We start from the raw sequence: 23,261 nt of genomic DNA, 5'->3' as shown, positions 1-23,261 counted from the left end.
CGCTTTGCCCCTACCTCTGGCCCGACAGAACCGGACCCTGCAATGACCGAAAAGCCCGCCCTGACCCTTCATCTCGCCGCCCCGCGCGGCTTTTGCGCGGGCGTGGACCGGGCGATCAAGATCGTCGAGATGGCGCTGCAGAAATGGGGCGCGCCGGTCTATGTCCGGCACGAGATCGTGCACAACCGCTTTGTCGTCGATGGATTGCGCGCCAAGGGCGCGGTCTTTGTCGAGGAGCTGGACGACTGCCCGCCCGACCGGCCGGTGGTGTTTTCCGCCCATGGCGTGCCGAAATCGGTTCCGGCCGAGGCGGTGCGGCGCGAGATGATCGCCGTCGATGCCACCTGCCCCCTGGTGACCAAGGTGCATAACGAGGCCGCCCGCCATGCCGAGGCCGGGGTGCAGCTTGTCTATATCGGCCATGAGGGCCATCCCGAAACCGTCGGCACCATGGGCCAATTGCCCGAGGGCGAGGTTCTGCTGGTCGAGACGGTGGCCGATGTGGCGCGGTTGCAGGTCCGCGACCCGGCCAAGCTGGCCTATATCACCCAGACCACCCTGTCGGTCGATGACACGGCGGAAATCGCCGCCGCCCTGCGGGTGCGCTTTCCGTTGATCCAGGTCCCGGCGCATGACGACATCTGCTACGCCACCACCAACCGTCAGGCGGCGGTCAAGGCCATGGCGCCGAAAATCGACGCGCTTCTGGTGATCGGCGCGCCCAATTCGTCGAATTCCAAGCGTCTGGTCGAGGTGGGCCGCGCCGCGGGCTGTGCTTACTCCATGCTGGTCCAGCGCGCGGCGGATATCGACTGGCGCGCTTTGCAGGGCATCCGCTCGGTCGGGGTGACCGCCGGGGCCAGTGCGCCGGAAGTGCTGGTAAACGAGGTGATCGATGCCTTCCGCGCCCGCTATGAGGTGACGGTCGATCTGGTCGAAACCGCGGTCGAGACCGTTGAATTCAAGGTGCCGCGCATCCTGCGCGAGCCGCTCAAGGCCCGGACATGAAACACATTGCCGTGATCCTGACCCTGCTGGCCCCCGCCGCACCTTCGCTGGCCGAAGAGGCCAGCCCCTTTGCCGGATGGGGCGAAAGCTCGGGTTCCTTGCCGCCGGAATACGCCTGGGAATACACCGTCACCTTCCGAGAAGACCGCAGCGTGACAGTGGAATATTGCAAGGGCTACGCGAATGCGGCGCCGGGCTGTGCCACGATCAGCCGTCGCCTGTCCAAATCGCAGCTCGCGGCCTTGCATGAGGCACTTGACCCGCTGGCCGCCCCCATGGCGGAGAACCCGCCGCAGCCCGACCCCAACCCGCCCATCGGCGGCGGCGCGGCCTGGGCCTGGGTGAATGTCGCGGGCGAGGATATCCGCCTGCCCGCCTTCCCGATCGATCAGGACCATGCACGGGTGAAGGCCGTGCTGGCGCTGCTGCAGGACCATACCCCGAAGAACGCGATCGCCACTGCCGAACGCCGCGCCAAGGCACCCTGACCATGCCCGATCTTTACGCCTATACCGACGGCGCCTGTTCAGGCAATCCGGGCCCCGGCGGCTGGGGCGTGCTGTTGATCGCGCGCGAGGGCGAGGCGGTGGTCAAGGAACGCGAATTGCAGGGCGGCGAGCCGGACACGACCAACAACCGGATGGAGTTGATGGCGGCGATCTCGGCGCTGGAAAGCCTGACCCGTGCTTCGGAGATCACCATCGTCACCGACAGCGCCTATGTGAAGAACGGTGTGACAGAATGGATCCATGGCTGGAAGCGCAAGGGATGGCGCACGGCAGGCGGCCCTCCGGTCAAGAATGTCGAGCTGTGGCAAAGGCTTGACGCCGCGCAGGCCCGCCACAAGGTGACCTGGCGCTGGATCAAAGGCCATGCCGGCCATGCCGAGAACGAGCGCGCCGATGCCTTGGCCCGAGCCGGCATGGCGCCATTCAAGCCGAAGGCCGCCTCGCAGCCACAGGGATAGGGCTGTCTGGGCGGGGTTGATTGCGAATACCCGTTCGCCTAGCCTTGCGCCATGCCACGCAAGAAATTGATCCCTGACAGCGAAGTTCTGTCTCTTGTCCGCCGCCTGATCGCCCTTCATGGCGAAAAGGCCGTCAGCTTCGGCAGCATCGGTCAAAGCGCGGGCCTTGCGCCCTCGACACTTGCGCAGCGTTACGGCTCGATCGAGGGCATGTTGGCCGCCGCCGCCATCGCGGGCTGGGACGGGTTGATCGCGGCGGCCGTGAAGACCGGGGACGACAAGGGGCCGCAGGGGTATCTGAAGCTGCTCGACAGCGCAGAAGTGCCGCTTCTCCTGTACCTCGGTGGGCGCGACGCGCAGGCCCGCGACAAGGCGGCGGAATGGCGCAGTGTGGTCGAGGCCGGATTGGCGCGCCGCATGGGCCAAAGCGAAAAGGCCCGCACGGCGGCCCAGGCCCTGTTCGCGGCTTGGCAGGGCCAGATCCTGTGGGATGGCGCGGCCAGCGGCCTGAAAGACATCGCCAAGAAGCTTACTTGAAATAGGTCTGCCAAACCCAGATCAGCGCCAACGCGCCCAGAACCGCGCCGACGAACCCGGCCGCCCAGCCCAGTGCCATGATCATGAAGCGCAGGACAAGGCCGCCGATCAGCGCCCCCAGCACCCCGACGGCGATGGTCGTCGGCACATCGGCCTCGATCCGCATGATCCGCGTCGCCAGAAACCCCGCCGCCGCCCCGATGATGATCAGCCAGAGAAAGGCCATCCGCGTGCCCTCCTTTGCGGCACGGCTTCAATATGGGGCGTCCTCGGCCAGTGCAAAAGCCTGTTCCGCCCCCATCGCCCGGGCGATCATCTGGAAATCCTGCTGCGGGATCCGGCACAGGCCATAGCGGAAGGCCATGCCCCAGCTCTGGTGCCCACGCAGGAACGCCAATTGGTCGAGCAAGGGCCGGATCGGCGCCGGATGCGACGGTTCCCACCGCACGCGCCGCCGCCAAGGCAGAAAGCCGCCGCCCATATCGGCCTGCCAAGCCGCGCCCGGCGCGATGCGGCCGATGGCGGCAAAGGCCTGAAACGGCGCGCCGCCCATGCGCGTCTCGCGCGGGGCATAGATCACCACGCCGTCGCCCGGCCGCATCCGTTGCAGCGGCGCCGCCTTGCCATGGCAGGCCTGCACGATCCCTTCGACCAGCCCCCGCGCCGCATGATCTGCCGAGGCGGTCACGCACCAGAAATTCTCTATCATCCCAAGGCTCCTTTCGGTCCTCAGGATAGCAACCGCCCTCTGTCAGAACCGGTCAGGATCCGATGACGGGAGGCAAGGCTAGCCCCTTGAGCACCTCGGCCGATGGCATGGGCCGCTTGCCCTCGCGCTGCGCTTCCAGCACTTTGATCGCCCCCGTCCCGCAGGCCAGGATAAAGCCGCCCAACACCTGCCCGGGCGCACCCGATCCGGCCACCAGGCGCGAGCGCAGAAGTTTCACCCGCTCGCCCGCGATCTCGACCCAGGCGCCGGGAAAGGGCGACAGGCCACGGATCTGGCGGTCGACCTCGACGGCGGATCTGCGGAAATCCACCCGCGCCTCGGCCTTGTCGATCTTTGCCGCATAGGTCACGCCCTCGGTGGGTTGCGGTTCTGGGATCAGGTCGGGCAGACGGTCGAGCGCTTGACTGATCAGCCGCGCGCCAAGGTCAGACAAACGGTCATGCAATTCGGCCGTGGTTTCTTCCGGCCCGATCGGCAGCGCCTCGCGCAGCAGCACCGGCCCGGTATCAAGCCCGGCTTCCATCTGCATGATGCAGACGCCCGTCTCGGCATCACCCGCCAGGATCGCCCGATGGATCGGCGCCGCCCCGCGCCAGCGCGGCAGAAGCGAGGCATGGATGTTCAGGCAGCCCTGGCGCGACGCGTCCAGCACCGCCTGCGGCAGGATCAGGCCATAAGCCACCACCACAGCGACATCGGCCCCCAGGGCGGCGAATTCCGCCTGGGCCTGCGCATCGCGCAGCGAGACCGGATGACGGACGACCAAGCCAAGCGCCTCGGCCGCCGCCTGCACCGGCGAGGGGCGCAGCGCCTTGCCCCGCCCGGCGGGGCGGGGCGGCTGGGAATAGACGCACAGAATCTCATGCTGCTTGGCCAGCGCCTGCAACACCGGCACCGAGAACTCGGGCGTTCCCATGAAGACGATCTTCACCCGCGCCTCCGCAGCTTGTCGGCCTTGGCCAGCAGCATCTTGCGCTTGAGGGGCGACAGCCGGTCGAAATACATCTTGCCCGCCAGATGGTCGATCTGGTGCTGGGCGCTGGTGGCCCAGAGGCCGACGAAATCGCGCTCTTCCATCTGCCCCTCGGCATTCAAGAAGCGCACCGTCACCGCGCGCGGGCGCGAGATCACCGCCGAGACGCCGGGCAGGTTGGGGCTGGCCTCGTCATGCTCGCGCATCTGGCCGCTGACATGCAGCAATTCGGGATTGGCCATCAGCACGGCCTGTCCGCGCGTATCGGAACAATCGACCACGGCCAGCCGCAGCGGCACGCCGATCTGCACGGCGGCAAGGCCATAGCCGGGCATGGCATCCATGGTCTCGACCATGTCGCGCCAGATTGCCCGCACCTCGTCGGTGATCACGGCCACCTCGGCGGCCGGGACTTTCAGCATCGGGTGCGGCCAGGGCAGGAAGGGGCGCTGGGTCATGCGATCAACTCGGCCTCCGCCCGCGCGCGGTCTTCGGGCGCCAGGCGATCCAGTGTCAGGACACCGTCGAGGTGATCATATTCATGCTGGGCGCAGATCGCGGCGAAGCCCGTCAGCATCGCCTCATGTCGCGCCCCCAGCGCATCAGTCCAGCGCATCCTGATTTCGGAAGCGCGCGAGATTTCGGTGACCGGGCCGGGGATCGACAGGCAGCCCTCGGGGCCGGTGACGCGATTGTCCGACATCCAAAGGATCTCGGGGTTCACGATCACCAGCGGATCGCGCGGCCCCTCTTTCCAGCCCACATCCATGACGAAGAGCCGCAGCAGATGCCCAACCTGCGGCGCCGCGAGCCCGCGCCCGGGCGCGGCATACATGGTCTCGAGCATGTCCTCGGCCAGCGCCATCAGCTCCGCCCCCGGCACGGCGGGGGCGCAAGGGCGGGAAAGCCTGACATCGGGCCAGCGCAGGATCGGCAGGATCATCCGGGATACCTCAGGTGTGTCGCCCGTCCCTTACGGCTATCGAAAGGTGAAGTCACGCTTTCACCCGAGGATTTCATGCGCAAGACCCTGATGCAGACCGCCCTTCTGGCCGCCTTGGCCACGCCCGTCCCTGCCCTTGCCGATGGCGGCGTGACCGTCGCCCTGCCCGACCAGGGCCAGATCGCCCGCGCGGCAAGCGAGGCCTTCCTGCATGAACTGGTGCTTGCCAATGTGGTCGGGATGAATTGCGAGGGCTATCTGATCGGCAACGGTGAATGGGCGTTGATCGTCGGCACGGCCGATCTGGTGGCCGCCGCGCTGAAGCTGGACGTCAACGCCTATGACGACCGCTTCTATGACCCGGCTTTTGCCGCGCTGGACGCGCCAGAAACTTGCCCGACCGAAGGCCCAAAAATCGCAGCCCTGATCGCGCGGCTCAAGGCGATGGGCGGCGACACGGTGCCGCTGGGTTGACCGTGGCGCGCCTCGCATGATCGGCGCCCGAAGAGCGATGAGGTCGCGCGGCATCTTGGCGCGTGTGGGATCTACAGCCCCCGCGCCCGCTCTCGCTTCAGCTTTTCCATCTTGCGGGTGATCATCTGACGCTTCAGGGGGCCAAGATAGTCGATGAACAGCTTGCCATCGAGATGGTCGATCTCATGCTGGACACAGGTCGCCCACAACCCCTCGAAGATCCGCTCCTGTTCGACCCCGTCAAGATCCATCCAGCGCACCGTCACGGCGGCGGGGCGCTTTACATCCGCATATTGTTCGGGGATCGACAGGCAGCCTTCCTCATAGGTCGAGACATCCTCGGAGGACCAGACCACCTGCGGGTTGATCAGCACCATCGGCTCGGGCGGGCCGTCCTTGATACAGTCCATCACCAGCACGCGCTTGGTCACGCCGACCTGCGGCGCGGCAAGCCCGATGCCCGGCGCGTCATACATCGTCTCAAGCATGTCGGCGGCCAACCGCTTCACCTCATCGGTGATTTCGGCCACGGGCTCGCAGAGCTTCTTGAGGCGGGGATCGGGATGGATCAGGATGGGGCGGATCATGGGCAATGATCTAGGGGAAGGGGCACAGGCCGCGCAAGACCCGCGTTCGACCCGGCGCGTCAAATCATAGTTTCTCGAGAATACCGAGAAATGCAGAACAACGCTCCAATGTGAGCTGATATATCAGGATGACTTCCCGATATGGACGGATTATCTGGAACGAAATCAACCAGCGAGACCACGGCCGAGATGAGCTTCGACACCCCGATCCCCCGCACCGGCACCCATTGCTCGAAATGGGACATGATGGAAACCCTGTACGGCCTCTCGCCGCAGACGGCCCTGCCGATGTGGGTGGCCGACATGGATTTCCGTCCGCCCGCCGCCGTGCAGGCCGCGCTGCAAAAGATGCTCGACCATGGAGTCTACGGCTATTTCGGCGATGACCGCGCCTATCTGGCAGCGATCCGCTGGTGGATGGAGACGCGGCATGGCTGGTCGCCCGAGCCGTCGCATATCTTCACCACCCATGGCCTGGTGAACGGCACCGCGCTTTGCGTCGATGCCTTCACGCAGCCCGGCGATGCGGTCGTGCTGATGACCCCGGTCTATCATGCCTTCGCCCGGGTGATCCGCGGCGCGGGGCGCAGCGTCACCGAATGCCCGCTTTCCGTGGTGAACGGACGGCACGCGATCGACACCGCTGCCTGGGAGGCTTGCCTCACCGGACGCGAAAAGATGCTGATCCTCTGCTCGCCGCACAATCCGGGCGGGCGGGTCTGGACGCTTTCCGAATTGCAGGCGGTGGCCGAATTCTGCCGCCGCCATAACCTGATCCTTGTCTCGGACGAGATCCACGCCGATCTGGTCTTTCCCGGTGGGCCGAAGCACATTCCGATGGCCATGGCCGTGCCCGAAATCGCCGACCGGCTGGTGATGATGACGGCGGCGACCAAGACCTTCAACATCGCGGGCGCCCATACCGGCAATGTCATCATCGCCGACGAGGCGCTGCGCAAGACTTTCGCCGCGCGGATGAACGCCATGGGCATCTCGCCCAATGCCTTCGGCATGGCCATGGTGACGGCTGCCTATTCGCCGGAAGGCGCGGCCTGGGTCGATGACCTGATGCGCTACCTCGACGGCAACCGACGTCTCTTCGATGACGCGGTGAACGCGCTTCCGGGCCTGCGCTCGATGCCGCTTGAGGCGACCTATCTGGCCTGGGTGGATTTCACCGGCACGGGCATGACCCGGGACGAGATCGTCGCGCGGGTGGAAAAGCAGGCCGCCATCGCCACCAATTACGGCGAGGCCTTCGGCACCGGCGGCGAACATCACCTGCGCTTCAACCTGGCCATGCCGCGCGCGATGGTGGCCGAGGCGGTGGCGCGGCTGCAACGGGCCTTTGGCGACCTGCAATAGATGCGCAAAAGGGCGCGGGTCTGGATTCTCGTCCTGCTCTGCGCGGCGGCGGCCGGGCTCTGGCTGCGGCCACCGACGCCGGAGCTGGTGCCAGAGTCGCCCCGTCCAGCCCTGTCAGGCCCGGTCGATCTGATCCTGATCGAGAAATCGGCCCGTCGGCTGTCGCTTCTCCGCGACGGCGCGGTGCTGCGCGCCTATCCCGTCGCCCTGGGTTTTTCGCCCGAGGGCGACAAGGCGCGCGAGGGCGATGGCCGCACCCCCGAGGGTCGCTTCACCATCGACCGGCGCAATGCCGCTTCGGCCTATACCCTGTCGCTTGGCATCGATTACCCGCGCCCGGAAGACCGGGCGCGGGCGCGCAAGGCTGGCTATTCTCCCGGCGGCGACATCATGATCCATGGCCAGCCCAATGCCGTGCCGGATGGCAGTATGCTGCCGGGCGACTGGACCGCGGGCTGCATTGCGCTCAGCAATGCCGAGATCCGCGAGATCTGGCAGGTCGTGCCAATCGGCACCCCGGTCGAGATTCGCCCCTAGGCACGGGGCAGGCTTTCCCCTTGCGCAGGCCGGGAATCGGCTGTATTGCCCCGCGCCTTCCCGGATTTGTTGTGATTCAAGTCATTCGCCGCTACCTTGGGAGGAAGCCCGGCGCCGGGGCTTTTGTCCGGTGCGTTTCTGGAGGACCCAAGTCCTGTCGCATTCTGACCCCAAGACCGGGTTGCCCACCGCCCCGCGCGCTGGCCGCATCAGCCCGGAAGATGTTCCCTCCGAAGAGCTTCTGGCGGCGGTTCTGGCATCGGTTGACGATGACAAGGCCGAAGAGATCGTGTCGATCGACCTGCGCGGCCGTTCGGACGTGGCGGATTACATGGTGATCTGCTCGGGCCGCTCATCGCGCCAGGTCGGCGCCATCGCGGAAAAGCTGGCCGACCGTCTGAAGCAGGCCTTCGGGATCAACGTCAAGATGGAAGGCAAAGAGACCGGCGACTGGGTGCTGATCGATTCGGGCGATGTGATCGTCCATGTCTTCCGCCCCGAGGTCCGCGACTTTTACCAGTTGGAAAAGATGTGGATGCCGGCAGGCCAGGCCGCCGCGCGGTCGGCCAAGGGCTAGGCCGGGTCGACCGCCGGTGCGGGTGCAGCTTTGCGTCGTGGGCCGGTTGCGGACAGGGCCCGAACGGGCGCTGATCGACGATTATCTGGACCGTTTCGGCAAGACCGGCCGGGCTTTGGGCCTTGGCCCCGCCACCGAGCATGAGGTCGAAGACCGCAAGGGTGGCGGCATGGCCGCCGACGCGGCGCTTCTGTCACGCGCCGTGCCGGCCGGGGCGGCGCTGGTGATCCTGGACGAACGCGGCGAGGAATTGACCAGCCCCGATTTCGCCGCGCGCATAGCCCGCTTTCGCGATAGCGGTCGGCAGGACCTGGCACTGCTGATCGGCGGGGCCGACGGGCTTGACCCCGCCCTGCGCGCCCGCGCCGATCTGGCGATCCGCTTTGGCCGCATGGTCTGGCCGCATATGCTGGCCCGGGTCATGCTGGCCGAACAACTGTACCGCGCCGCGACGATCCTGGCCGGATCGCCCTATCATCGGGTGTAGCGGCCTTATCCGCGCAATTCCGCCGTGATCCGCACCGGCCCTGCCGTACCCTTCAGCTTGGCGCGATAGATCACCACGCCTTCGGTCACCCGCATCACATAGGTGCGGGTCTCCTCGAAGGGGATCGTCTCGATCCAGTCGACCACATCGGCGCCCGGCGCGCGGGGGTCACCGAATTCGGTGATCCAGCGCCGGGGGCGGCCGGGACCGGCATTATAGCCGGACGCGACCAGCGCAATGGAATTGCCGAATTCCTCGACCATCTTTGCCAGATAGGCGCTGCCGAGCCGGGCATTGAAGGCCGGATCGCTGAGCAGCCTGGCGGATTCGTATTCGATCTCCAGATCATCGGCCATGTGCTTGGCCGTCGTGGGAAGGACCTGCATCAGCCCGCGCGCATCCGCGGCGGATCGCGCGGCGGGGTCAAATTCGGATTCGCGCCGCGCGATGGCCAGCGCCAGCGCGCGGCTGACCTTCAACCCATCGGAGGGCACCAGATCGGGCACCGGATAATAGGCGAAGGGCAGGATGACCCCGCGTTCAGCCGCCGCCTTTGCGATCAGCACGGCGATATGCGGCTCGTCCATCTGCATCGCCATGCCGGCCAGTTGGGCAAGCTCGGCATCATCCAGGCTTTCTCCCAGATGCAGGAAAAAGCGCTTGGCCAGCGTGCGGTCCCCCGCCGCCGCCAGAAGCCGCCCCGCGACCAGAACCGAGGCATTGGCGAAGCGCGCTTGCCGCCAATCGGGCGGGCGCTGATCCGAAAGCAGCGCGGCATCCAGCGCAAGGCCCAGCCGCTCCGCCGCCAGAAGCCCGTAAAACGCGGTCTGGTGCCTGGCCGCCGCCTGATAATGCGTCTCGGCCGCCGCCTTGTTCCCGGCGGCGTCTTCGGCGCGGCCCTTCCAGTATTCGCCGCGCGCGATGGAAATGGGCGTGCTGACGCCTTGGCGCAGATGGTTGAAATGCTTGAGCGCCAGCGCAGGATCGCCCAGTTTGCGCAAGGCGATGAATCCTGATAGGAATTCCAGATCGGCATAGGCGGACCCGGAACTCAGCCCGTGGCGCGAGGCGACACGGAAGGCATCCTGCGTGCGGCCCTGCCGCATCAGCCAGCGCGCCAGTGTGGCCCGGCGCGGCGCCCAGGCCTCGGGGCGGCCCAGTTCGTCCGAGGCGCGCGCCAGCACCAGCTCGGCGGCGCCGTCGTAATTGTCTTTCTTCATCCGATAGACGAAGCGGTCGAAGGCCAGGCCGGCATCGCCTTGCAACGCCTTGGGCACGGCGGCGACCACGGCGTCGACGCCCTTGTCTTCAGCCCTAAGCGCCAGCCGCGCGCGGGCCAGCGCCGCTCGGTCTTCTGGAACACGAGGCAGCATGCGCAGCGCCTCGGCCCGGCGACCTTCCCAGAGAAGGTTGTCCAGCCGCAGCGTGTTCACGGCGGCCAGGGCGTCTGGTTGCAACGTCAGAAGCTGCGCCTCTTGCTCGGCGGTGAAATCCAGCTCGGCCCAGGCCCCCATCGCCTCGGTCTCGGCCCGGGCCGGATTGCCCTCGGCCAGAAGCGCCCGAACAAGGGCGATCGCCCCTTCCGCCGTTGCGGGCGCGCCCGCGCCGAAATAGGCCACAACGCGCGAGGGCGTGTCCGACCGTCCTGCAGCTTCCTCGCCCTTCTCCTTCAGGTAGGGCAGGCCCGGCCAATCAGGGCGGCGCTTGAGGAAATCCTCGTAGTCGCCCAGCCGCCCCTCGCCCGCGCGCAGCCATTGCCAAAGGATCACGTCGCGGCCCACGCCGGGCGGCGCGGTGGACAGGGCGGCCTCCCATTGCTTGCCCGCGGCCAGATCGAGCGCGGTTTTCATCGCCTGCACCTCATCGGCGCGGGCGGCGGGGGCGATCAGCGCGCAAATCAGCGCGAGCAGGCGGAGAAGACGGATCATGGCGGAGAATCTGCCGCAGGCATCCGCGCGCCACAAGCCACGATCCTGTCAGGAAAGGCGCGGCGGCGGCGCTTGGCAAGCCCGGCCCGGCAGATTAAGGAAGGCGGCGATGGGCGGGCGATGGGCGCCTGCACCGCAAAACGGAGAAGCGTGTCATGTTCAAAGGGTCAATGCCTGCCCTGGTCACGCCGTTCAAGGACGGCGCTGTGGACATGGAGACGCTGAAAAAACTTGTCGACTGGCAGATCGCCGAAGGCTCGGCCGCGCTGGTCCCCGTCGGCACGACCGGCGAAAGCCCGACGCTGACCCATGACGAGCACGAGGCGGTGGTCTCGGCCGTGGTCAAGTTCGCGGCAGGTCGCGTGCCGGTGATCGCGGGCGCGGGCTCGAACAACACCGCCGAAGGCATCCGCCTGATCCAGCACGCCGAAAAGGCGGGCGCGCAGGCGGCGCTGGTGGTGACCCCCTATTACAACAAGCCGACCCAGGCCGGCATGATCGAGCATTTCACCGCGCTGCATGATTGCTGCAAACTGCCGATCATCATCTACAACATCCCCGGCCGGTCGGTGGTGGACATGACGCCCGAGACCATGGGCAAGCTTGCGAAACTGCCGCGCATCCTCGGCGTCAAGGACGCGACCGGCAAGATCGAGCGGGTCAGCCAGCAGCGCGCTTCTTGCGGCAAGGATTTCATACAGCTTTCGGGCGAGGATGCGACCGCGCTGGGTTTCAACGCCCATGGCGGCGTCGGCTGCATCTCGGTCACGGCCAATGTCGCGCCGCGCCTCTGCGCCGATTTCCAGGCGGCAACGCTGCGTGGCGACTATGCTTCGGCGCTGGACTATCAGGACCGGCTGATGCCGCTGCATGAGGCGATCTTCATCGAGCCGGGTCTGGCCGGGGCGAAATACGGTCTCTCGCTTCTGGGCCGCTGCGCCGAGGATGTTCGCCTGCCGCTGGTCGGGCTGACCGATGGCACGAAAGAGCGTATCCGCGCCGCCATGCGCCATGCAGGGCTGATAAACTGAGGATCGCACTCTGAAATCCGGGGCGCCTTCGGGCGCCCTTTCCATGTGGGGCAAGGCACATGCGCAGCGTCAAGACCATCCATGTCGTTTCGGCTCATGCCGAGGGCGAGGTCGGTGACGTGATCGTCGGCGGCGTTGCACCGCCGCCGGGCGAGACCCTGTGGGAGCAGAGCCGCGCACTCTGGGCCAATCAGAGCCTGCGCGACCTTGTGCTGAACGAGCCGCGCGGCGGCGTCTTCCGCCATGCGAACCTGCTGGTGCCGCCGAAAAACCCGGCCGCCCAGATGGGCTTCATCATCATGGAACCCGAGGACAACCCGCCGATGTCGGGCTCGAATTCCATCTGTGTCGCGACGGTGCTTCTGGACAGCGGCATCCTGCCTATGGTCGAGCCGGTGACGGATCTGGTGCTCGAAGCGCCGGGCGGTCTGGTTGCGGTGCGCGCCGAATGCCGCGATGGCAAGGCCGAGCGCATCTTCGTGCGCAACCTGCCCTCTTTCGCCGATCGGCTGGACGCCACGCTGGATGTGCCGGGGTTGGGCCGGATCACCGTCGACACCGCCTATGGCGGCGACACATTCGTCGTGGTCGATGCCCAGACGCTTGGCTTCAGCCTTCGGCCCGAAGAGGCCCATCGCATGGCAAAGCTGGGCGTCCAGATCACCAGTGCGGCGGATGAGCAACTGGGCTTCCATCACCCCGAAAACCCCGACTGGCGGCACTTCTCGTTCTGTCTGTTCGCATCGCCGCTGACCCGCGTCGCTCAGGGCTGGGAAACGCAGCACGCGGTCTCGATCCGCCCCGGCAAGATCGACCGCTCGCCCACCGGCACCGCCGTTTCGGCGCGGCTGGCGCTGATGGCGGCCCGCAACCAGATCGCGCCGGGCGAGGTGCTGCGGGCGCGCTCGCTGATCGGCGGGCAGTTCGAGGGCCGCATCACCGGCGCTGCGCGCGTCGGCGACAGGCCCGCGATCCTGCCCGAGATTTCGGGTCGCGCCTGGATCACCGGCACGCATCAGCACATGCTCGACCCGGCCGATCCCTGGCCGCGCGGCTATCGCCTGACCGACACCTGGGGCGCGCGATGAGGCAGGAAGACCTGCGCGGGGCGGGCCTGATGACCGCCGCGATGGCAGGCTTTGCCGTCGAGGATCTGTTCATCAAGAAGGCTTCGGCCCATCTGCCACCCGGGCAGATCCTCCTGACCATGGGGCTGTGCGGCCTCCTGTTCTTCGCGCTTCTGTCGCGGCGCGCGGGCGAGCCTGCCTTTCCGGCGCTGTTCCGGTCGCGCGGCATGTTGATCCGCTCGGTCTTCGAGATCGCCGGGCGGCTGTTCTACGCGCTCGCACTGGCGTTGACGCCCTTGTCCAGCGCCAGCGCCATCCTTCAGGCGACGCCGCTGGTGGTGATCGCGGGCGCCGCCCTGCTGTTCGGCGAGAAAGTGGGCTGGCGGCGCTGGCTGGCCGTTCTGGTCGGTCTGGCGGGCGTGCTGGTGATCCTGCGGCCCGGGGTCGAGGGGTTTTCGGCGCTGTCGCTTCTGGCTGTGGCCGGGATGCTGGGCTTTGCCGGGCGTGACCTTGCCACGCGGGCAGCATCACGCGGATTGTCGAACCGCCAGCTCGGCACGCTGGGCTTTGCGATGCTGGCGCTGGCAGGCGCGATCATCCTGTCCTGGACCGGCGGGGCGCATCTGCCCTCGGCCCAGGCGGCGGCGCTGGTCGCGGGCGCCACAGTCTTTGGCATCGTCGGCTATCACACACTCACGGGCGCGATGCGCACGGGTGCGGTGGGGGCGGTCACGCCCTTCCGCTACACAAGGCTGGTCTTCGCACTGATCCTTGCCGCGCTGATCCTGGGAGAGCGGCCCGACACAGCCACCATCCTTGGCGCTACGCTGATCGTTCTGGCCGGGATCTACGGCCTGACCCGGCGCAGTTAGGGCGCTTTCGGAAACAGTCACGGCAGAGCGGTGCCACGGTGGCAAAAACCCGGTCGGGGCGGGGCGGCACCGACCCCGCGGCTAATGGCGAATCGGTGGCGTCTGGGCGGCCAATTCACCGACATACCCCCATTATTCCACTGAATTTTAACGGATATCCTGCCTAACATCAGGTTACTGCGCCGGCAGTTCGGGGCCGATCCGAAAGGTCTGCGGCAGTCGTTTCCAATTTCCGGCCAGTGACACAATTTCGCCTCAATCAAGGCGCAATTCCGGCCAGATTCAGGAAGCATTTGGGCACATCAGCGGCCTGCACGCCCAAGGTGTTAACGCCGCCGCCGACCGCCAGAAGGCGTCGATCCAAGGACAATCAAACCCCGTCTCGCCCCGTGCCAGCCCAGGCCCGGCCCATCAAAGGATCTGCGCCATGTTCATGCAGGACATCACCCGTTTCGCCGCCGCCCCCGTCCAAGCCGACACTTCCACCCAGATCGCCTCTGCCCATACCTCGTTCGGGCTCGTCGCCGGGACGCAAGTGGAAACCGCCGGGGGCTGGCGCATGATCGAGACCCTGCATATCGGCGAAAGCGTCTACACGCTGGATGGCGGCCTGGCCCGGATCGTCGCGATGAACCGGCGCGAAGTGCTGCCGGGCGAGCCGGTGATCCGCATCGCGGGCGGGTATTTCGACGCCTGCTCGGATCTGTTCCTGATGCCGGGCCAGGACCTGCTTCTGGACACGATGGGCCTGACCGAAGCGCCCTATACCTGCCTTTCGGCCGAAGTGCTGGCCGCCTGCCGGGGCATCAGCCGCAGCGCGACGCCACGCCGGGTCGAGGTCGTGACCCCGATCTTCGCCGAGGAAGAGGCGGTCTGGGCGCAATCGGGCGTGCTGCTGCGCTGCCCCGGCGTCAAGCCCGACGAGGCCTCGGCCTATCCACGCATGCATGACGCCGCCGCCGCGGTCTTTCTGGAAACCCGCCAGCGCCGCTTCAGCTGACCACGCCCTGCCCGCTCGCCTTCTGGCGGTGGCGATGGTCGATCTGCGCAAGCCTGACCTGACGCAGCGCCTCGATCAGAAGCGCGGTCAGCAGGCCGAACTGCAGAAAGCCGTTCGCCGCCGCCATGGCCGCCAGGATGCGCCATTGTGGCGCCGGAATCAGATCGCCCAGACCCAGTGTCGTAAAGGCCTCGAGCGCGAAATAGACGGAATCCTCCAGCGTTGCAAAGGCGCCCAGCCCGCGCAGCGACAGCGCCCAGATCCAGATCGCGGCGGTGATCGTCGCCAGCATCCACAAAAGCGTGCCCAGCAGCAGCAGGAACAGTTTCACATGCTGCGGCGGTTGCAGCAGCCAGGGATGGATGCGGCGGAAGACCTGCTCCATCACAAACGCCGCCAAGGCAGCAATGGCGACATTGATCACCAGAATGCCCGTTCCCAACACGATCTGATGCAGCACCGCAGCCCCCTTTGCGGCGGCGCGACTGGACAGAACCTGCGCGCGCGCCTATCTGGGGCGGATCATGGCCGAAAAATCCGACCCCAATTCCAAATTGATCGCCGAAAACCGGCGGGCCCGCTTCGATTACCATATCGAGAGCGATCTGGAAGCGGGCATCATCCTGCAAGGGTCCGAAGTCAAAAGCCTGCGCCAGGGCGGCAGCAACATTGCCGAAAGCTATGCCTCGGTCGAGGGGGGCGAGCTGTGGCTGATCAACGGCTATATCGCGCCCTATCTGCAAGCCAAGACCTGGGGCCATGAGGAACGGCGCCGCCGCAAGCTTCTGGTCTCGAAACGCGAGCTGTCGCGGCTGTGGAACGCCACCGCGCGCGAGGGCATGACGATCGTGCCCCTGAAGCTGTACTTCAATGAGCGCGGCATCGTGAAGCTCAAGCTGGGCGTCGCCAAGGGCAAGAAACTGGCCGATAAGCGCGAGACCAGCGCCAAGCGCGACTGGGATCGGCAGAAGGCGCGGCTGCTGAAACAGGGCGGCTGAGGCAGCGCGGGGAACCGCCATGCGCTTTTCCCATGAAATTTCACTAAATCTGAGTTAACCTTTTCGTACCGACCGGCCGAAACAGCGGCGGCGGAAATGGGAGAAAAGGGCATGGGACTTGAACTGATCATACAGTTGATTGCCGGCCTGGTAGGCGGCAACGCGGCTGGGGCGGGGTTGAAGAACCTCAATCTCGGGCCGCTTCTCAACTCGATCGTGGGCGCAGTGGGCGGCGCTGGCGGCGCACAGATCCTCGCGATGCTGGGCATGGGTGGCGCTGCGGATGCGGCGGCAGCGGGCTCGAGCATGGATATCGGCGCGATCGTGCAAAGCCTTGTCGGCGGCGGGGCGGGGGGTGCCATTCTGGTCGCCATCGTCGGCGCGCTGAAGAAGGCGCTGGTCAAGACGTGATCAAGCGATGATTGCGGCCGGGCGCGGGACAAGCTGCCGCGCCCGGCACACCGTCAAAGCCTTGCGCGCCGGGCCCTGCCCACGATAGGACGGGATTGCCCCTTACCCGCCGAGGCCCGACATGACCCAAGCCCCGCAGGACGATCCGCGCACACTGGTCTCGACCGACTGGCTGGCCCGCCATCTGAAAGACCCCGATCTGCGCATCCTGGATGCAAGCTGGTATCTGCCTGATGCCGGCCGCAACGGGCGCGCGGAATATGAAGCCTGCCATATCCCCGGAGCGCGCTTCTTCGACATCGACGAGATGAGCGATCAGCGGTCTTCGCTCCCGCATATGGCGCCGCCCAACGAGAAATTCATCAGCCGGATGCGGGCGATGGGCGTCGGCGATGGCCATCAGGTCGTGGTCTATGACGGGGCCGGGATGTTCTCGGCGCCGCGCGTCTGGTGGACGTTCCGGTTGATGGGCAAGCTGGACATCGCGGTGCTGGATGGCGGTCTGCCGAAATGGCTGGCCGAGGGGCGCGAGACCGAGGACATGCCGCCCGTGCTGCGCGACCGCCACATCACCGTGTCGCGCCAGAACCATCTGGTGCGCGACGTGACCCAGGTCGCCCATGCGGCCAAGCTGGGACAGGCGCAGGTCGTGGATGCGCGCGGAGCTGCACGCTTTGCGGGCGAGGCGCCGGAGCCGCGGCCCGGCCTGCGTGCGGGCCATATTCCCGGCGCGCTGAACCTGCCTTTCGGGCAGCTTCTGAAGCACGATGGCACGATGAAGGATATCCCCGGCCTCAAGGCCGCTTTCGAGGCGGCGGGGGTGGACCTTGCCCGGCCCGTCATCACCTCTTGCGGCTCGGGCGTGACGGCGGCGATCCTGGCACTGGCGCTGGAGCGGATCGGCCATCGCAACTGGTCGCTCTACGACGGGTCCTGGGCCGAATGGGGCATGTATGAAGACCTGCCGGTCGAAGCTGGCCCGGCACGCGTCACGCAGGTTTGACGAGGAAAAGACGATGCTGGAAAGCCTGAACCCACAGCCGCAGGACAAGATCCTGGCGCTGATCTCGATGTATCGCGACGACCCGAGACCGGTGAAAATCGATTTGGGCGTAGGGGTTTACAAGGATCCGACCGGGCTGACGCCGGTGATGCGCGCGGTCAAGGCGGCCGAGAAGAAACTGTGGGAGATCGAGACCACCAAGACCTATACCGGGCTGGCGGGGGAACCTGCCTACAATGCCGCGATGGTGGGGCTGATCCTGGGTGCGGACGAGGCCGACCGCGCCGCCAGCGTGGCGACACCGGGCGGCACCGGGGCGATCCGGCAGGCGCTGGAACTGATCAAGCTGGCCGCGCCGCAGGCGAAGGTCTGGATGAGCAATCCGACCTGGCCGAACCATCCTTCGATCGTCAAATACCTGAACATGCCGGCGGCGACCTATCGCTATTTCGATGTCGAAAGCTCGATGGTCGATGTCGAGGGGATGCTGGCGGATCTGGCGACGGTGGCGGCGGGCGATGTGGTTCTGCTGCATGGCTGCTGCCACAATCCGACCGGCGCCAACCTGACCGCCGCTGATTGGGACCGGGTGATCGCCGTGCTGAAAGACCGTGGCGCGGTGCCGCTGGTCGATCTGGCCTATCAGGGATTTGGCGACGGGCTGGATGCCGATGCGGAAGCCACGCGCAAGGTGGCGGCGGCATTTGACGAGGTGCTGATCGCGGCATCTTGTTCAAAGAATTTCGGCATTTACCGGGAACGCACCGGCATCCTGATCGCGCTGTCCAGCCCGGATCGCAAGGCGGTGGTACAGGGCAATCTGGCCTTCCTGAACCGCCAGAATTACAGCTTTCCGCCCGATCACGGCGCGCGTCTGGTGACGATGATCCTTGAGGATGCCGCGCTGACCGCCGACTGGAAGGCCGAGCTGGAAGAGGTGCGGCAGAACATGCTGGGGCTGCGCAAGCAGTTGGCGGACGAGCTGCGCAAGGCCACCAATTCAGACCGTTTCGACTTTGTCTCCGGGCATCGCGGGATGTTCAGCCGGTTGGGCCTGACCGAAGCGCAGGTCGAGACGCTGCGCAAGGATCATGCGATCTATATGGTGGGCGACAGCCGCATCAACATTGCTGGGCTGAACGCCCAGACGGTGCCGGTTCTGGCCAAGGCCATCGCGCAAGTGATCGGCTGAGAGCCCTGATTAACGGAATGTGAATGCCGGGCCGCGCGCCCGGCATTTTCGTTTTAGTATCAGAAATTTGACTGTCTTCCGAACGTCTTCCGATTGTCTTGCGAAGGTCTTCCGAACCCCCCCGCGGAACCGCCCCCTGACGGCCCCCGGAACGCAAACGGCCCGCGTCTTTCGACACGGGCCGCCTGTCCTGCGCAGGGGCTGCGGGGGAGGAGATCCGCAGCGGCCGCGCCATCGGCACCGGGGCGGGGGCGGACCGCCCCGGCGAAGGCTTAGTAATTGTAGGCGCGTTCGCCATGCGAGCTGAGGTCGAGACCTTCCCGCTCTTCGTCTTCCTTGACGCGCAGGCCGGTCACGGCCTTGACGATGAAGACGGCGATGACCGACACGATGCCCGACCACAGGATGGTCACGACCACGCCCTTGACCTGGGCCGCGACCTGGGCGCCCATCGTGCCCGCCTCGACCAGGAAGCCCGTACCGCCCAGCGAGGGGGCGCAGAGGATGCCGGTGCCGATGGCGCCGATGATCCCGCCGATGCCGTGGACGCCGAAGACGTCAAGGCTGTCGTCATAGCCCAGCTTGTGCTTCACCGTGGTCACGAAGAAGTAGCAGGCAGCCGAGGCGACGAAACCCAGGACGATCGCCCCCATTGGGCCGGTGGTGCCGCAGGCCGGGGTGATGGCGACGAGGCCCGCCACCATGCCCGAGGCCGCGCCCAGCATCGAGGCCTTGCCGCGCGTCATCACTTCGATCAGCGACCAGGCGATGATCGCGCCCGCCGTGGCGAGGAAGGTGTTGATCATGGCCAGCGTCGCGCCAGCGGTGGCTTCGAGGTTCGAGCCGACGTTGAAGCCGAACCAGCCGACCCAAAGCATCGCTGCGCCGACCATGGTCATGGTCATCGAATGCGGGGCCATGTTGTCCTTGCCGTAGCCGACGCGCTTGCCGATCATGATCGCCACGACCAGGGCCGCGATACCGGCATTGATATGCACCACGGTGCCGCCGGCAAAATCGATGGCCGACCAGTTGTAGATCAGGCCCGCCGCGTCCCAGACCATATGGGCGATGGGGAAGTAGGAGAAGGTCACCCAGATCACGGCGAAGAGGATCGCCGCCGAGAACTTGATGCGTTCGGCGAAGCCGCCGATGATCAGCGCCGGGGTGATGGCCGCGAAGGTCATCTGGAAGGCGATGAACAGATATTCCGGCAGGAAGATGCCATCCGAGAAAGTGGCGGCCGTGCTGTCGACCGAGACGCCCGAGAGGAAGATCTTGGCCAGACCGCCCCAATAGGGCGAGGTGCCGCCCCCGAAGGCGAAGGAATAGCCGTAGACGACCCAGATCACCATGACGACAGCGGCGATCAGCGTGCACTGCATCAGGACCGAAAGCATGTTCTTGGTGCGGACAAGACCGCCGTAGAACAGCGCCAGGCCCGGCACGGTCATGAACAGCACGAGCACGGTCGAGGTCATCATCCAGGCGACATCGCCCTTGTCGATGATCGGCGCTGCGGCGGCCGCGGCGTCGGTGGCGGTTTCCGTGGCGGTCGTGGCCGCCTCCTGCGCCCAGGCGGGCAGGCCAGCCATAAGCGCGGCGGGCAGCGCCGCGAGGCCAGCGAATGTGTTGCGGTAATTCATCTGTTGTGTTTCCCCTCTACCCCTGGCGGCGCTTACAGCGCGTCGTCGTCGGTTTCGCCTGTGCGCACGCGCACGGCATGTTCCACGTCGAGGACGAAAATCTTTCCGTCGCCGATCTTGTCGGTCTTGGCGGTGGTGCTGATCGTCGAGACGACCTGTTCGGCCAGCGCATCGGCCACCACGATTTCCAGCCGGACCTTCGGCACGAAATTCACGGCATATTCGGCGCCACGGTAGATCTCGGTATGGCCCGACTGGCTGCCGAACCCCTTGATCTCGGTCACCATCATGCCGCGCACGCCGATGGCGGTCAGCGCTTCGCGGACCTCATCAAGCTTGAACGGCTTGATTGCTGCAATGATGAGTTTCACATCCTTCCCCTTCGCTATGGCGGGGCCCGGGAAGCGGACCCTTGTGTGTGAGAGAGCCGTGCATCCCGGCGCGGGCACAAGAAAAGGGCAGCGGAAAGCCGCCCAGAAAACGGAATTTGCGCCTAAGGAATACGCATATGCGGCACGTCGCTTAAAATTCAGGCAGAACTGCGACGCGAATCGCAGGCGCGCGCCCTTCGCTTTGGCATGGAAGCGCGATAGATTCCGTTCCAGGAAACAGGGCTCCAGCGAAGGGCCCGGCGGGCGGCAGGCGGACGACAGATGGCAAAAGGCAATGACAAGGGCGGCGGACGGCTGGTGGCGGACCGCCGCTATACGGCCAAGCCCGCGGCGCAACCGGCGCGCAAGCCCGCCCCGAAGAAACCGGCGCCTCGGCGGCCGCGCCGCCAGCATGGGCTGATCGTGGGCATGGTGCTGTTCCTGTGGCGGATGGTCTGGGGCGTCCTGTGGCGCGTCACGGCGGTGGGCGCGCTGATCCTGGGCTGCGTGGTCTTCTATTTCTACGCTCAACTGCCGCCGGTGACCGACCTTCTGGATGGGCGCGCGCGCGGATCGGTCACCATGCTGGACCGCGAGGGCAAGGTCTTTGCCTGGCGGGGCGAGACCTTTGGCGGCCAGATCACAGCGGATACCGTCTCGCCCCATCTGCTCAACGCCGTGGTCGCGACCGAGGACAAGCGCTTCTTCTGGCATCTGGGCGTCAGCCCCCGCGGGATCATCTCGGCCATCCGCATCAACCTGTCGGAAGGGCGCGGGCCGTTCGAGGGCAATGGCGGGTCGACGATCACGCAGCAGGTGGCAAAGCTTCTGTGCCTGGGCGTGACCTACGACCCGGCGCAGTGGAAATCGGAAGCCGCCTATGAAAGCGACTGCCGCTCGGGTGGGGTGTGGCGCAAGATCAAGGAAGTGCCCTTCGCCATGGCGATGGAGGCCAAGTATTCCAAGAAGGAGATCCTGACGATCTACTTCAACCGGGCCTATCTGGGCGCGGGGGCACGCGGCTTCGAGGCGGCGGCGCAGCGCTATTTCGGCAAGTCGGCGGCCAATGTGACCCCGGCCGAGGCGGCGATGCTGGCCGGGCTTCTGAAGGCGCCCTCGACCTATGCGCCGACGGGCAATATCCAGCGCGCGCGCGACCGGGCGGCGGTGGTGATCGGGCTGATGCATGACCAGGGCTATCTGACCGATGCCGAAGCCAAGGACGCGCTGGATCACCCGGCCGAACTGGGCAAGGCGGCCAAGCAGGAATCGGGCGGCTTCTTCGCCGATTGGGTGATGGAGACGACGCCCGACTATCTGGCGCGCGACACGACCGAGGATGTGGTGATCGAGACCACGCTGGACCAGGCGCTTCAGGCCAAGACCGAAGCGGCGTTGAAATGGGTCTTCGAGAACAAGGTCAAGGCCGGGTCCAAGGCTCAGGCTGCGGTGGTGGTGATGAGCTCGGATGGCGCGGTGCGCGCCATGGTCGGCGGGCGCAACCTGCCGCAAGCGGGCGACTTCAACCGGGCCACCCAGGCGCTGCGGCAGACCGGATCGGCCTTCAAGCCCTTCATCTATGCCGTGGCGATGGATCTGGGCTATTCGCCGATGGACTATGTCGATGACAGCCCGTGGTCGATCTATGTGCCCGGCTCGGGCGAATATGCGCCCAAGAATTACGACGGCAAGTTCAAGGGCATGATCACGCTGACCCAGGCCCTGGCCGAAAGCCGCAACATCCCGGCGGTCAAGATCCAGGAACTGGTCGGGCGCGATCTGGTGAAGAAAGTGGCGACCGAATTCGGGGCCGCGACGAACCTTGCCGATGGTCCGGCGCTGGCGCTGGGGGCGGGCGAGTCGACCCTGATCGACATGACCGGCGCCTATGCGGGCATCCTGAACGGCGGCTCTTCGGTCAAACCCTATGGCCTGATGGCGCTGAAGCTGAAGGATGACAACGAGGTGCTGTTCGGCCAGGGCGGCGGCATCGGCGAGCGGGTGATCAGCGAAAAGGCCGCCCATGCGCTGATCTACATGATGACGCAGGTGATCGAGCAGGGCACCGGCCGGCGGGCCCGGCTGGACGGGCGCGAGGCGGCAGGCAAGACCGGCACGACGAACTCGGCCCGCGATGCCTGGTTCGTGGGTTTCACGGCGGATTACGTCGCCGGGGTCTGGATCGGCTATGACGACAACACCCCCCTGACCGGGGTCACCGGCGGCGGCCTGCCGGCCGAAATCTGGCACGAGGTGATGACGCGGATCAACGAGGGCGTCGAGGCGAAGCCCCTGCCCTCGGAAATTCCGCCCAATACGGTCACGGGCGCGGGCATGGACCCGGCCGCGGCCCCGGGCTGGACCGAACCCAAGCCGGAAGATTACGTCAAGCCCGAGGACGTACCCTATTTCGACGGCACCAACCCGAACAAGCCGGGCATGACCGAGGATGATCTGGCCGACCAGATCCTGAACGACGTGCTGGGCCAGGCGAACAACTGAGACCGGAACGAGAAAGGCGCGCCCCGCTAAGGGCGCGCCCGAAAATCCTTCGTGG

General features: G+C 66.4%; 28 protein-coding genes. 18 read left to right on the top strand and 10 right to left on the bottom strand.

Going from position 1 to position 23,261, the window contains the following annotated elements; translation table 11 throughout:
• Positions 1 to 42: 42 nt before the first annotated feature.
• The 4 genes from ispH to ACED67_RS06475 are packed head-to-tail and all read left to right on the top strand — an operon-like array spanning position 43 to position 2,512.
• Positions 43 to 1,008, top strand: coding sequence for a 4-hydroxy-3-methylbut-2-enyl diphosphate reductase (ispH, locus tag ACED67_RS06490; RefSeq protein ID WP_395540762.1), 966 nt, complete (start codon positions 43 to 45; stop codon positions 1,006 to 1,008).
• Positions 1,005 to 1,496 carry a hypothetical protein gene (locus tag ACED67_RS06485; RefSeq protein WP_395540761.1) on the top strand — a complete coding sequence of 164 codons (492 nt, stop codon included), beginning with the start codon at positions 1,005 to 1,007 and terminating at the stop codon, positions 1,494 to 1,496. The genes ispH and ACED67_RS06485 overlap by 4 nt, the downstream gene beginning before the upstream one ends.
• Positions 1,497 to 1,498: 2 nt before the next feature.
• Positions 1,499 to 1,975: a ribonuclease HI gene (rnhA, locus tag ACED67_RS06480; protein ID WP_395540760.1), complete on the top strand. Its 477-nt coding sequence runs from the start codon at positions 1,499 to 1,501 to the stop codon at positions 1,973 to 1,975.
• 51 nt (positions 1,976 to 2,026) lie between these two features.
• Positions 2,027 to 2,512, top strand: a complete 486-nt coding sequence (locus ACED67_RS06475) for a TetR/AcrR family transcriptional regulator (protein ID WP_395540759.1) — start codon at positions 2,027 to 2,029, stop codon at positions 2,510 to 2,512.
• Here ACED67_RS06475 and ACED67_RS06470 read toward each other — a convergent pair.
• From ACED67_RS06470 to def (ACED67_RS06450), 5 genes are read right to left on the bottom strand one after another with little or no spacing between them, the layout of a single operon-like run.
• On the bottom strand, positions 2,505 to 2,738 hold the full coding sequence (locus tag ACED67_RS06470) for a GlsB/YeaQ/YmgE family stress response membrane protein (protein WP_395540758.1): 234 nt from the start codon (positions 2,736 to 2,738) through the stop codon (positions 2,505 to 2,507). The two genes, ACED67_RS06475 and ACED67_RS06470, sit on opposite strands and share 8 nt — an antisense overlap.
• Before the next feature lie 27 nt (positions 2,739 to 2,765).
• The gene (locus tag ACED67_RS06465; protein WP_395540757.1) at positions 2,766 to 3,221 is read right to left on the bottom strand and encodes an EVE domain-containing protein; all 456 of its coding nucleotides are present in this window, start codon (positions 3,219 to 3,221) and stop codon (positions 2,766 to 2,768) included.
• A 52-nt stretch (positions 3,222 to 3,273) separates the two neighbouring features.
• Positions 3,274 to 4,173, bottom strand: coding sequence for a methionyl-tRNA formyltransferase (gene fmt / locus ACED67_RS06460; RefSeq protein WP_395540756.1), 900 nt, complete (start codon positions 4,171 to 4,173; stop codon positions 3,274 to 3,276).
• Positions 4,170 to 4,673: a peptide deformylase gene (gene def / locus ACED67_RS06455; protein WP_395540755.1), complete on the bottom strand. Its 504-nt coding sequence runs from the start codon at positions 4,671 to 4,673 to the stop codon at positions 4,170 to 4,172. Before def (ACED67_RS06455) ends, fmt begins: the two co-directional genes overlap by 4 nt.
• Positions 4,670 to 5,158, bottom strand: coding sequence for a peptide deformylase (def, locus tag ACED67_RS06450; protein ID WP_395540754.1), 489 nt, complete (start codon positions 5,156 to 5,158; stop codon positions 4,670 to 4,672). Before def (ACED67_RS06450) ends, def (ACED67_RS06455) begins: the two co-directional genes overlap by 4 nt.
• A gap of 75 nt (positions 5,159 to 5,233) precedes the next feature.
• Here def (ACED67_RS06450) and ACED67_RS06445 point away from each other — a divergent pair, with 75 nt between their 5' ends.
• Positions 5,234 to 5,632, top strand: coding sequence for a hypothetical protein (locus ACED67_RS06445; RefSeq protein ID WP_395540753.1), 399 nt, complete (start codon positions 5,234 to 5,236; stop codon positions 5,630 to 5,632).
• A gap of 71 nt (positions 5,633 to 5,703) precedes the next feature.
• On the opposite strand, the gene def (ACED67_RS06440) is transcribed toward ACED67_RS06445, so the two are convergent.
• Complete coding sequence (gene def, locus ACED67_RS06440) at positions 5,704 to 6,219, bottom strand: peptide deformylase (protein ID WP_395540752.1); 516 nt, start codon at positions 6,217 to 6,219, stop codon at positions 5,704 to 5,706.
• 189 nt (positions 6,220 to 6,408) lie between these two features.
• Between def (ACED67_RS06440) and ACED67_RS06435 the strand changes: the two genes are divergently transcribed.
• From ACED67_RS06435 to rlmH, 4 genes are all read left to right on the top strand, one after another.
• Positions 6,409 to 7,584 carry a MalY/PatB family protein gene (locus ACED67_RS06435; protein WP_395541141.1) on the top strand — a complete coding sequence of 392 codons (1,176 nt, stop codon included), beginning with the start codon at positions 6,409 to 6,411 and terminating at the stop codon, positions 7,582 to 7,584.
• Entirely contained in the window at positions 7,585 to 8,121 is a 537-nt protein-coding gene (locus tag ACED67_RS06430) for a L,D-transpeptidase family protein (protein WP_395540751.1), read from the top strand. It abuts the gene before it with no gap.
• A 181-nt stretch (positions 8,122 to 8,302) separates the two neighbouring features.
• Positions 8,303 to 8,698 carry a ribosome silencing factor gene (gene rsfS, locus ACED67_RS06425; RefSeq protein ID WP_395541140.1) on the top strand — a complete coding sequence of 132 codons (396 nt, stop codon included), beginning with the start codon at positions 8,303 to 8,305 and terminating at the stop codon, positions 8,696 to 8,698.
• A 16-nt stretch (positions 8,699 to 8,714) separates the two neighbouring features.
• A complete protein-coding gene (gene rlmH / locus ACED67_RS06420) occupies positions 8,715 to 9,185 on the top strand; it encodes a 23S rRNA (pseudouridine(1915)-N(3))-methyltransferase RlmH (protein WP_395540750.1) in 471 nt (156 codons plus the stop codon).
• A 5-nt stretch (positions 9,186 to 9,190) separates the two neighbouring features.
• Here the strand turns inward: rlmH and ACED67_RS06415 are convergent, their stop codons facing one another.
• Positions 9,191 to 11,113 carry a lytic transglycosylase domain-containing protein gene (locus ACED67_RS06415; RefSeq protein WP_395540749.1) on the bottom strand — a complete coding sequence of 641 codons (1,923 nt, stop codon included), beginning with the start codon at positions 11,111 to 11,113 and terminating at the stop codon, positions 9,191 to 9,193.
• Between the two features lie 155 nt (positions 11,114 to 11,268).
• On the opposite strand from ACED67_RS06415, the gene dapA reads away from it, so the two are divergent.
• The 4 genes from dapA to ACED67_RS06395 all read left to right on the top strand — a co-directional run bounded on the left by dapA (position 11,269) and on the right by ACED67_RS06395 (position 15,083).
• Positions 11,269 to 12,144 (top strand): 4-hydroxy-tetrahydrodipicolinate synthase, encoded by an 876-nt coding sequence (gene dapA / locus ACED67_RS06410; RefSeq protein WP_395540748.1) that lies wholly within the window; start codon positions 11,269 to 11,271, stop codon positions 12,142 to 12,144.
• Positions 12,145 to 12,203: 59 nt separating this feature from the next.
• On the top strand, positions 12,204 to 13,232 hold the full coding sequence (locus ACED67_RS06405) for a trans-3-hydroxy-L-proline dehydratase (protein WP_395540747.1): 1,029 nt from the start codon (positions 12,204 to 12,206) through the stop codon (positions 13,230 to 13,232).
• The gene (locus tag ACED67_RS06400) at positions 13,229 to 14,083 is read left to right on the top strand and encodes a DMT family transporter (protein ID WP_395540746.1); all 855 of its coding nucleotides are present in this window, start codon (positions 13,229 to 13,231) and stop codon (positions 14,081 to 14,083) included. The genes ACED67_RS06405 and ACED67_RS06400 overlap by 4 nt, the downstream gene beginning before the upstream one ends.
• 427 nt (positions 14,084 to 14,510) lie before the next feature.
• Positions 14,511 to 15,083, top strand: a complete 573-nt coding sequence (locus ACED67_RS06395; protein ID WP_395540745.1) for a Hint domain-containing protein — start codon at positions 14,511 to 14,513, stop codon at positions 15,081 to 15,083.
• Here ACED67_RS06395 and ACED67_RS06390 read toward each other — a convergent pair.
• A complete protein-coding gene (locus ACED67_RS06390) occupies positions 15,076 to 15,543 on the bottom strand; it encodes an ion channel (protein ID WP_395540744.1) in 468 nt (155 codons plus the stop codon). The two genes, ACED67_RS06395 and ACED67_RS06390, sit on opposite strands and share 8 nt — an antisense overlap.
• 64 nt (positions 15,544 to 15,607) lie before the next feature.
• Between ACED67_RS06390 and smpB the strand changes: the two genes are divergently transcribed.
• From smpB to ACED67_RS06370, 4 genes are all read left to right on the top strand, one after another.
• Positions 15,608 to 16,081: an SsrA-binding protein SmpB gene (smpB, locus tag ACED67_RS06385; RefSeq protein ID WP_395540743.1), complete on the top strand. Its 474-nt coding sequence runs from the start codon at positions 15,608 to 15,610 to the stop codon at positions 16,079 to 16,081.
• 111 nt (positions 16,082 to 16,192) lie between these two features.
• Complete coding sequence (locus ACED67_RS06380) at positions 16,193 to 16,492, top strand: hypothetical protein (protein ID WP_395540742.1); 300 nt, start codon at positions 16,193 to 16,195, stop codon at positions 16,490 to 16,492.
• Between the two features lie 121 nt (positions 16,493 to 16,613).
• Positions 16,614 to 17,495 (top strand): 3-mercaptopyruvate sulfurtransferase, encoded by an 882-nt coding sequence (gene sseA / locus ACED67_RS06375; RefSeq protein WP_395540741.1) that lies wholly within the window; start codon positions 16,614 to 16,616, stop codon positions 17,493 to 17,495.
• A gap of 13 nt (positions 17,496 to 17,508) precedes the next feature.
• Entirely contained in the window at positions 17,509 to 18,687 is a 1,179-nt protein-coding gene (locus tag ACED67_RS06370; RefSeq protein WP_395541139.1) for an amino acid aminotransferase, read from the top strand.
• A gap of 272 nt (positions 18,688 to 18,959) precedes the next feature.
• On the opposite strand, the gene ACED67_RS06365 is transcribed toward ACED67_RS06370, so the two are convergent.
• Together ACED67_RS06365 and ACED67_RS06360 are read right to left on the bottom strand one after the other, a co-directional pair.
• Positions 18,960 to 20,333 carry an ammonium transporter gene (locus ACED67_RS06365; protein WP_395540740.1) on the bottom strand — a complete coding sequence of 458 codons (1,374 nt, stop codon included), beginning with the start codon at positions 20,331 to 20,333 and terminating at the stop codon, positions 18,960 to 18,962.
• Positions 20,334 to 20,365: 32 nt separating this feature from the next.
• Positions 20,366 to 20,704: a P-II family nitrogen regulator gene (locus ACED67_RS06360; RefSeq protein ID WP_395540739.1), complete on the bottom strand. Its 339-nt coding sequence runs from the start codon at positions 20,702 to 20,704 to the stop codon at positions 20,366 to 20,368.
• Positions 20,705 to 20,986: 282 nt separating this feature from the next.
• Between ACED67_RS06360 and ACED67_RS06355 the strand changes: the two genes are divergently transcribed.
• Complete coding sequence (locus ACED67_RS06355) at positions 20,987 to 23,206, top strand: transglycosylase domain-containing protein (RefSeq protein WP_395540738.1); 2,220 nt, start codon at positions 20,987 to 20,989, stop codon at positions 23,204 to 23,206.
• Positions 23,207 to 23,261: the final 55 nt, after the last annotated feature.

The organism is Neotabrizicola paludis, assembly GCF_044142105.1.
Classification (GTDB): Bacteria; Pseudomonadota; Alphaproteobacteria; order Rhodobacterales; family Rhodobacteraceae; genus Pseudogemmobacter.
This window is presented reverse-complemented; position numbering and strand designations above follow the sequence as displayed.

Excerpts from the sequence above, each read along its gene's own strand:
- def (WP_395540752.1), bottom strand. The coding sequence starts at position 6,219 with ATGATCCGCCCCATCCTGATCCATCCCGATCCCCGCCTCAAGAAGCTC.
- ACED67_RS06405 (WP_395540747.1), top strand. The coding sequence starts at position 12,204 with ATGCGCAGCGTCAAGACCATCCATGTCGTTTCGGCTCATGCCGAGGGC.
- sseA (WP_395540741.1), top strand. The coding sequence starts at position 16,614 with ATGACCCAAGCCCCGCAGGACGATCCGCGCACACTGGTCTCGACCGAC.
- ACED67_RS06400 (WP_395540746.1), top strand. The coding sequence starts at position 13,229 with ATGAGGCAGGAAGACCTGCGCGGGGCGGGCCTGATGACCGCCGCGATG.
- ACED67_RS06470 (WP_395540758.1), bottom strand. The coding sequence starts at position 2,738 with ATGGCCTTTCTCTGGCTGATCATCATCGGGGCGGCGGCGGGGTTTCTG.
- ACED67_RS06395 (WP_395540745.1), top strand. The coding sequence starts at position 14,511 with ATGTTCATGCAGGACATCACCCGTTTCGCCGCCGCCCCCGTCCAAGCC.
- ACED67_RS06435 (WP_395541141.1), top strand. The coding sequence starts at position 6,409 with ATGAGCTTCGACACCCCGATCCCCCGCACCGGCACCCATTGCTCGAAA.
- ACED67_RS06415 (WP_395540749.1), bottom strand. The coding sequence starts at position 11,113 with ATGATCCGTCTTCTCCGCCTGCTCGCGCTGATTTGCGCGCTGATCGCC.
- ACED67_RS06465 (WP_395540757.1), bottom strand. The coding sequence starts at position 3,221 with ATGATAGAGAATTTCTGGTGCGTGACCGCCTCGGCAGATCATGCGGCG.
- ACED67_RS06365 (WP_395540740.1), bottom strand. The coding sequence starts at position 20,333 with ATGAATTACCGCAACACATTCGCTGGCCTCGCGGCGCTGCCCGCCGCG.
- def (WP_395540755.1), bottom strand. The coding sequence starts at position 4,673 with ATGACCCAGCGCCCCTTCCTGCCCTGGCCGCACCCGATGCTGAAAGTC.
- ACED67_RS06445 (WP_395540753.1), top strand. The coding sequence starts at position 5,234 with ATGCGCAAGACCCTGATGCAGACCGCCCTTCTGGCCGCCTTGGCCACG.
- rnhA (WP_395540760.1), top strand. The coding sequence starts at position 1,499 with ATGCCCGATCTTTACGCCTATACCGACGGCGCCTGTTCAGGCAATCCG.
- def (WP_395540754.1), bottom strand. The coding sequence starts at position 5,158 with ATGATCCTGCCGATCCTGCGCTGGCCCGATGTCAGGCTTTCCCGCCCT.
- ACED67_RS06430 (WP_395540751.1), top strand. The coding sequence starts at position 7,585 with ATGCGCAAAAGGGCGCGGGTCTGGATTCTCGTCCTGCTCTGCGCGGCG.
- ACED67_RS06380 (WP_395540742.1), top strand. The coding sequence starts at position 16,193 with ATGGGACTTGAACTGATCATACAGTTGATTGCCGGCCTGGTAGGCGGC.
- ACED67_RS06475 (WP_395540759.1), top strand. The coding sequence starts at position 2,027 with ATGCCACGCAAGAAATTGATCCCTGACAGCGAAGTTCTGTCTCTTGTC.
- ispH (WP_395540762.1), top strand. The coding sequence starts at position 43 with ATGACCGAAAAGCCCGCCCTGACCCTTCATCTCGCCGCCCCGCGCGGC.
- ACED67_RS06485 (WP_395540761.1), top strand. The coding sequence starts at position 1,005 with ATGAAACACATTGCCGTGATCCTGACCCTGCTGGCCCCCGCCGCACCT.
- dapA (WP_395540748.1), top strand. The coding sequence starts at position 11,269 with ATGTTCAAAGGGTCAATGCCTGCCCTGGTCACGCCGTTCAAGGACGGC.
- ACED67_RS06355 (WP_395540738.1), top strand. The coding sequence starts at position 20,987 with ATGGCAAAAGGCAATGACAAGGGCGGCGGACGGCTGGTGGCGGACCGC.
- smpB (WP_395540743.1), top strand. The coding sequence starts at position 15,608 with ATGGCCGAAAAATCCGACCCCAATTCCAAATTGATCGCCGAAAACCGG.
- ACED67_RS06370 (WP_395541139.1), top strand. The coding sequence starts at position 17,509 with ATGCTGGAAAGCCTGAACCCACAGCCGCAGGACAAGATCCTGGCGCTG.